Origin of the sequence: Moorena sp. SIO3I8, from assembly GCF_010692325.1 — a bacterium.
Classification (GTDB): Bacteria; Cyanobacteriota; Cyanobacteriia; order Cyanobacteriales; family Coleofasciculaceae; genus Moorena.
Map to the genome: position 1 here is coordinate 1 of NZ_JAAHHW010000194.1, position 7,638 is coordinate 7,638.

The following is a 7,638-nucleotide window of genomic DNA, read 5'->3' on the forward strand; positions in this document are numbered from 1 at the left end:
AAACCGAAAGGTAAGGATATCTAGGAGCCGTGTGAGGCGAAAGTTTCATGCACGGTTCTGTTCGCGCAGCGTCGGCCTTAGCCGAAAGGAGAGGTGCCCCAGGTAATACTGGGCATCGACTCTAATCGGGGAACTACAACGGGTTTGTTTTGCTAATCCCTCTGGCATTGAGAGCATCATAACTAGGGAATCAGTCAATTGATATTGCTGCCCATAACCATACCGATAGTGGTTTATTCCCTGGTGCTGATTTACGGTTGCGAACGCGCCCCGCGTGGCCATTCGCGCAGCGTGGCCCAAAGGCCAAGGCCAATCGCATAATCCTGTAGCCGGGGATGCTCACTATACCGCTGGCGGAAGTTTCAGTATCGAGCAGTTGGATGGATTACCGGGAAATTTACTCAGTCCCCATGACCAAATTATTCTGGCCTTACGATGAAAAGCCATAGTCTATCCTAGAGATAATTTAATAGAAACCCTAGATTTAGCGTTCCCATGCTTCGCCCGACCCTAGTTGGCACCCAAGCCCTAATTTTTTTTCTCCTAAATTTAGTTCTCCCCATTGGCATCCTCCCGGTCTTATCCTATCCCACAACTGTTAAGCCAATTCCGCAAGATTGGTCAGCGTCAGAATTAGTGGAACAAGGCAGAGCACTATACACCAAAGGTCAGTTTAGTCAAGCAGCAAGCACTTGGGAACAAGCAGCACAAGCCTATGAATCCCAAGGGGATAGACTACATCAGGCCATGATTTTGAGTTATCTGTCCTTGGCTTACCAGAAACTGCAACAGTGGTTTGATGCCGAAGATGCGATCGCATTTAGCCTCAACCTGTTAGAGACCGGATCAGATCTCCGGGATAGCCCAGACTACCAGCAAATCCGCGCCCAAGCTCTCAACACCCTAGGTAGTCTAGAATTAGCCTTAGGACAACCAGACACTGCTCTAGAAGCCTGGCAATTGGCTACTGAGATTTATCAACAATTAAAAGATGACATTGGCATTACAGGTACCCTAATTAATCAAGCTCAAGCGATGGAAGCCTTAGGACTTTACCGTCGCACCTGTAAAACCTTATTACAAGCCTTAAAGCTGGACAATAATTGCGATTTGTCCAATCAAGAACGGTTTGAAACCGTGCTGCAAACCTTTCAACAAACCCCTGATCCCCAGATTAAAATCCTGGGCTTACGTAGCCTTGGGAATAGTCTCCGTCTCCTCGGTGACTTAAACCACTCTCAGCAAGTGCTTAAGGCAAGTTTGAAAGTAGCTCAACCTCCTCTGCAAAAGCGAGAAACCTTACTGAGTTTGGGGCATACAGAACGTTCTTGGTACAACCACTATAAACAATTATACACCAGAACCAACCTGATAGTTAAACAAAAAGAAGTTAAAGAACAGGTTATTGAGCAGTTTAATCATGCTATAAAATACTATCAAGAATCTCTTCAAGAGTCGAGCAAATTATCAGCTTCCACTAGCTTAGACATTGAAACAAAACTACAGCAGTTAAGTCTAATCATTGATTACCACAATTGGTTAGAGAAATTAAAATACAATAATAATGATGATAATCACTACACGCTCCAAGAGTTAAAATCTCAAATTAATGACCAAGTCAAGGAATTACTCAACAGCGAGATTACTGAATTACCACCTAGTCGAACAGCAATCTATGCTCAAATCAATTTTGTGGAAAGCCTGATCAGCTATGAGCTAAAATCGAATAAGGATGAAGATAATATTCAGGGGTCATCATTGAACCTTGAGCCTTACGAAATTGCCCATAGTTTAGTCAAAGCTGTCCAAGAGGCTCAAGTTTTAGACGATAAACGAGCGGAATCCTATGCCCTCGGTACCCTGGGTAAGCTATATGAACAAACTCAGCAATGGTATCAAGCTCAAGAATTTACCGAAAAAGCCCTCACCATAGCTCAAGGGATTCAATCCGATGACATTGCCTATCAATGGCAATGGCAGTTAGGACGAATTTATAAAGCTCTGGGAAAAACTGAAGAAGCAATCACCGCTTACCAAGCCACTGTCAAAACCCTAGATTCTCTCCGCCAAGATTTACTGGCTCTTAGTTCAGATGTGCAGTTTTCCTTTCGAGAAAATGTTGAGCAAGTCTATCGAGAATTAGTCGATTTACTCTTGAAAGACGAACAAAGCGCTGAACCGATCGCAAATAAACGGATTTCAGATAACCGGATTGCAGATAACCCGATTTCAGATAACAAGCTCAAGCAAGCTACCGAAGCAATTGACTCTCTGCAGCTAGCCCAAATTGAGAATTTCCTCGGGTGTAACCTTTCTGACATTGTGGAATTGGCCGAGCAAGAAATCGATCCGAGTGCAGCATTAGTCTATCCGATTATTCTCGATGACCGGTTAGCGGTGATCGTGAAATTACCAAAATCAGGAGAATTTATTCACTACACCACTGCTTTACCTAAAGCTAAACTTGAGCAAACCTTAGAAAGTCTCCGTATACAGCTAGAAAAACGTTTTATTTCTAAAAACAGTCTAGCCTTATCCCAACAGGTTTATGACTGGTTAATTCGACCGGCGGAAGGGTTGCTCGAAGCCAATCAAGTGAAAACCTTAGTATTTGTTCTTGATGGTGGCTTTCGCAATGTTCCCATGGCTACCCTTCATGATGGTGAACAGTATATAGTAGAAAAAGGCTATGCGATCGCACTCATTCCTGGTTTGAGTCTACTAGAGCCCAAACCCTTAGCTCAAGTAGAGTTAAATGCCTTAGCTTTTGGACTCTCAGAGATCCGGGAGGATTTGCCTGATCATCAAGGTTTCGCTAACCTACCCAATGTTAAAACAGAATTAGGGGAAATTAAATCCCAAATTCCGAGTCAGCAATTGCTCAATCAAGACTTTACCAGTCAGAAATGGCAAGAGTTAATCAGTTCAGTGCCATTTCCTGTGGTGCATTTAGCCACTCATGGTCAGTTTAGTTCAGTACCAGAAGAGACCTTTCTGCTGGCGTGGGATAAACGAATCAATATCAAGGATTTAAGCAATGTCATCCAGAACAGAAGTAACAATAGTTTAGAAGCAATTGAATTACTAGTGCTGAGTGCTTGTAAAACTGCCGATGGCGATAGTCGTGCTAGCTTAGGCTTGGCCGGAGTAGCGATTCAGTCAGGAGCCAGGAGTACTCTGGCTTCCCTATGGTTCATTAATGATGAATCTACCGCTAAACTGATGACATTTTTTTACGAAGAATTAGCTGCTTCTGGCGCAACGGTTACTAAAGCTGAAGCCTTGCGCCGTGCTCAAGTTAATCTTTTAAAAAGACCTGGTTATCAAGCTCCATTTTACTGGGGAGCCTATGTTTTAGTGGGAAATTGGCTGTAATCGGGAATCGGGAATCGGGAATCGGGAATCGGGAATCGGGAATCGGGAATCGGGGTCAGCTATCAGCTATCAGCTATCAGCTATCAGCTATCAGCTATCAGCTATCAGCTATCAGCTTTGTGGCACAGGCTTCGACCCTGTGACCTAACTCAAATTAAACGAATGCTGAGTAATGCACCACCCACGGGCTCGCTGATCGTGTTTTTCTCAATTCTTGTCCACTGTTCAAAGCTCCAAAGTTGCCTGTTGATGATAGCTTCCTCAGAACTACCACAAAGTAATCGGGAATCGGGAATCGGGAATTGGGGGAGGTGTGGGGAGATGGGGAGATGGGGAGGCTTGTCCTAACTTTAATGCGTAGTGCTATATAGGGATCGGTGTAGGAATTGTGATAATTGTTGATCCCGACTCCCGACTCCCGACTCCCGACTCCCTGCTCCCTACTCCCGACTCCCGACTCCCTGCTCCCTACTCCCTACTCCCTACTCCCTACTCCCTGTGCTGTACAACAATCAACTAGAGGTTTGAATGCGATCGCACGCAAACCCACCGAACCTAGGAAATCCTGCCAATCCCGTTCTAACCTAGAATCCTCTGGTTTCTGTTGCCGTAGTTCAGCTAAGGCTGTCATCCCATCATGCCAAATACCGTGACTGGCATAAATAGCAATACGCTCCCGTAGGGAAGTAGCAGCCTTTAGCTTACGACTTAGGGTAGAGTCTGGTGTGATGTGTTTGACTAATCCTTCCACCGTGGGATTCCCAGAGGGGTTTTGGGGATTAACTACAACAGAGAGCTGCCATCGATAGACCTGTTCAGTTTCTAGGGGTTCGGTCAACGGAACACTGACAATCCCAGGAGTTCCAGATAACGGAATAGATTCGACTAGTAGAGCCTGTTGGTTGTGATCGAGCAGTACAAACTCCGCCGTTAGTTCAGGAGTAGACTGTTCAGGAACATAAAACCAAAAGGTAGGAGACTCAGCTAAGGTCAGTGCTAAGAAAGAGTTGGAATCATTGTTGGCATCATTACTACAGTTTCCCGTTGTCTCGACAATCTCGCTACTACCAGGGACTATAGCAATCAGCTGATCCGAACACAGACCACGGTCTGCTCCTGATGTCCGTTTCGGTGGTCTGCCCACATCCTCAAAGCTTTCATTTTGTGTCGCATTTGGTGTAGTGACGTCTGGTGGGAGGAAATATAAACCTCCTCCAGCTGTTGTGATCTGATCAGTTCTGCCATCACCCTCAAAGTCTACATCTGGTTGAGCTGATGGGGTATCGGATTCGGATAAACTATCCCTAACAGAGTTGCTGTTTAGAGCAACAGACTGCGAACGCGCTCGTAGAGGGTAAATGGTGAAATTAACTAGTACCCAGGCAAGGGCCAAGATCAAGGAAGGTTTGTACAACGCTAGCTTTATTTTATACATACTGAGAGGTTTGACAAACGTTAATTTTTTTAAAGTATTCCATAATCTTTATCAGTCCTTGCCAAGGGATTTTACGCAAGCCTTTACATTTCTTATCAATTTTGGTCTGGGTGTTTTTTCGTTGACGCTTTCAGGTTGGTAGCTATGATAAAAATGAGGTAATTAACCTTGATGGCTGATTTATTTGCCAAAAACAGTATTACATGTCAATCCGGACTAATTGCTCTAGTTGAAGTAAAATTCACTAAATCTTAAACAAATAACGTTTTTATCAAAAAGACTTGGATCAGAAATCTAGTGCGGTTTTTATTCTAATGAGGTACACAATATTTTTACCCTCTTAGCTCTTAGCTCTTAGCTCTTAGCTCTTAGCTCTTAGCTCTTACGTATTATGACTTCACTGCTCCCTGCTCCCTCAAAACATGTACCTCACCTAATTGAAAACCGCTATAGCCTTTACATTTGAGATGTAAACATAATCGCGATTAGTAAAGGCTAGATGCCAACAGCAATAAGCAAGAGCTAATCAAGTATCTAGGGATTTTTGGTAATATAAAAAACTGTCATCCTTGTTTACATTTGATTTAAAAATGCTATAAACTACGATGGCTCCACTGGTTGCCACTAACGCCAAGGCTGATGGTATAAAGGGTATCCATCCCCCTTTGAGTAAGAGACCATAACAGACTCCAGATAAGAGGCTGATACCAACAAAAACAGCAACTCCCAAGTAGGATGGGGAATGTAAACGCCAAACTAATAGGCCTCCCACCACAGACCAACTACCAATCCAAAGCACTTCCCCCCACTGTGGCAACCACCAGAGCAAGGGTCGCTTATCCAAAACAGCACTAATAATCTGACTACTCATCTGGGCTTGAACCATAACCCCAGGTATTTTGTCAGACCATGGCCCTTTAGTATAGGGAGTCCGGTGTAAATCCTTTGAATCTTGACCCACCCCAATCAAGACAATATTATCCTTGACTAAATCCGGCAGTTGGGAGTCCAGTTTACCCTTGAGTAAGTCTTGAAGATGAACGTATTTGGGATTCTTGGCACGATAATTAAGGAGTATCTGATATCCCATTGCATGTTTTGGCTTTAACTGATACCCACCAGCATTGTGTGCGAATTTCCGAAACACCACATCACCGATTTCTACATCCCCTGCTGAATTTCTCTTCATCGGCGGGATTCCCTTTTGGGCTAGGTAATTCAGAGCGACTTGTAAACTCAGAGAGTAAGTAGTATTACAAGTATCCCAAGAGTTAATCCCTAAGCTCATCCCTAGAAGTTGGCGGCGGATAATATCATCTGGGTCACGAGGCAAATCACTAAAGCCAATCTGTTGTGATGCCATACCGGGTGGTGAAGCGATACCAGGCTGATCATTACTTTCCATTTGGCACACCGCAATGAAACGGGGATTTTGTTTCAATTGAGTAGCTAAGTTGGGTTCAAACTCGAAATCATGATAAATATCTAAGCCAATCACTCGCGGTTGATAACGGTTGAGTTTCCGCAACAGTTGTGCCAGGGCCGTATCGGATAATGACCCTTTCCTAGACCAACCCATCTTGTCCTGATACTGAATATCTGGTTCATCCACCGCAATTACTAAAACCCGCTCATCCCGCTTTTCAGGTGGTTGCAGAGCCATGAGATGGTCGAAAGCATGTAATTCTGATCCTTGTAACAGCCCAAGCGATCGCATTGTGATCACTGCGATAGTGACAATCAAACTTACCAGTAAAACCCTTGAGAGTTTGGGTTTATCCTTGAGATAGGATCCCTGAGTCAAGTCGTCCCAAGTTGGTGGTTCCAGAGCAGGATTCTGGAATATCACTGGTAACCAACTGGCACAGGGATAGTTATCTTCTACCTCCTCCTGCAATCTTTTCCGGGTTTCCCACACTGAATCCGATATGGATTTTTTCTTTGTGGCAAATGCGTTGAGAAAATACCTCAAAAACTTCTGAGCTACCTCATCTGGCACCCGTTCCCGCATTACCAGGGTTGTCGAGATTGGTAAACTAACCAATTCTGCTGCTAATCCTAACCCATCACAGGAATTAAAAATAGCCAACTTTAAACCATTCTTAATCCCATTGATTAGACCATACTTTAACTCCTCAATGGTAATGCTTTCATCCTGATTGATGTAAAACCGTCCTTGGCAATTATTATTATGGGTAAAACTATGACCAGCAAAAAACAATATATCCCACTTTTTATCCCATAATTCCTGGCTTAATTTTTTTTTGGGGGGACTGATTAAGGGGACAATTTCTGCATTCGGTAATTCCTCCTGGAGTAATGCTAAATCATGCTGGATATTAATCCCGGTGTCATCTCCTAGAATTGCCAATATTCTTACTCTATTTCTATATTGGTCGATTTGTTTTGAGGATACTGGAAATTCTGAAGGACTGAAATTAACCTCAATATCACAATCGGACAAGACATCCCAGAGATGCCAAGGCAGTTGCCAAAGTTTGATATTATTAGTTTGAATAATAAACCGAATCTTGCCATGGTTCGATAAAGCTTTTAACACTTGATCCCGGAAGCGTTGAAACTTTCTATCGGTTGAATTTAGCCAATTATTGATCGCCTCTTGTAAATCCTGAGCTGAGTTGATAACTGAATAGTTGGTTATTTGTTCTGGGGGAGCTATAAGTTTCCGATGCACTTTGATTCTCCCTTGAGCACGATAGCTTAAGAGCCAACTGTCACACAATTGGTTAATCTGAGGTGCTGGTGGTAACCAACCATCAATTTCTCTAGCCATTAAATTATTTTCATTGGGATTGATCCCAATGAAA

General features: G+C 43.5%; 7 protein-coding genes. 4 read left to right on the plus strand and 3 right to left on the minus strand.

The genetic code is table 11. The annotated features are described in order from the left end of the window. Nucleotides 1-45: 45 nt before the first annotated feature. The gene (locus F6K51_RS34330) at nt 46-282 is read right to left on the minus strand and encodes a hypothetical protein (protein WP_293029747.1); all 237 of its coding nucleotides are present in this window, start codon (nt 280-282) and stop codon (nt 46-48) included. On the opposite strand from F6K51_RS34330, the gene F6K51_RS34335 reads away from it, so the two are divergent. From F6K51_RS34335 to F6K51_RS34350, 4 genes are all read left to right on the plus strand, one after another. Beyond that, nucleotides 275-439 (plus strand): hypothetical protein, encoded by a 165-nt coding sequence (locus F6K51_RS34335; protein WP_293029750.1) that lies wholly within the window; start codon nt 275-277, stop codon nt 437-439. The genes F6K51_RS34330 and F6K51_RS34335 overlap by 8 nt on opposite strands. Before the next feature lie 56 nt (nt 440-495). Continuing rightward, complete coding sequence (locus F6K51_RS34340) at nt 496-3,375, plus strand: CHAT domain-containing protein (protein WP_293029753.1); 2,880 nt, start codon at nt 496-498, stop codon at nt 3,373-3,375. After that, nucleotides 3,366-3,518, plus strand: coding sequence for a hypothetical protein (locus tag F6K51_RS34345; RefSeq protein ID WP_293029756.1), 153 nt, complete (start codon nt 3,366-3,368; stop codon nt 3,516-3,518). Before F6K51_RS34340 ends, F6K51_RS34345 begins: the two co-directional genes overlap by 10 nt. Nucleotides 3,519-3,763: 245 nt before the next feature. Next, nucleotides 3,764-3,895, plus strand: a complete 132-nt coding sequence (locus F6K51_RS34350; protein ID WP_293029758.1) for a hypothetical protein — start codon at nt 3,764-3,766, stop codon at nt 3,893-3,895. Here F6K51_RS34350 and F6K51_RS34355 read toward each other — a convergent pair. Continuing rightward, a complete protein-coding gene (locus F6K51_RS34355) occupies nt 3,851-4,810 on the minus strand; it encodes a DUF928 domain-containing protein (protein ID WP_293029761.1) in 960 nt (319 codons plus the stop codon). The genes F6K51_RS34350 and F6K51_RS34355 overlap by 45 nt on opposite strands. A gap of 526 nt (nt 4,811-5,336) precedes the next feature. After that, nucleotides 5,337-7,638: CHASE2 domain-containing protein (locus F6K51_RS34360; RefSeq protein ID WP_293029764.1), on the minus strand; the 2,302-nt coding region annotated here is incomplete at its 5' end.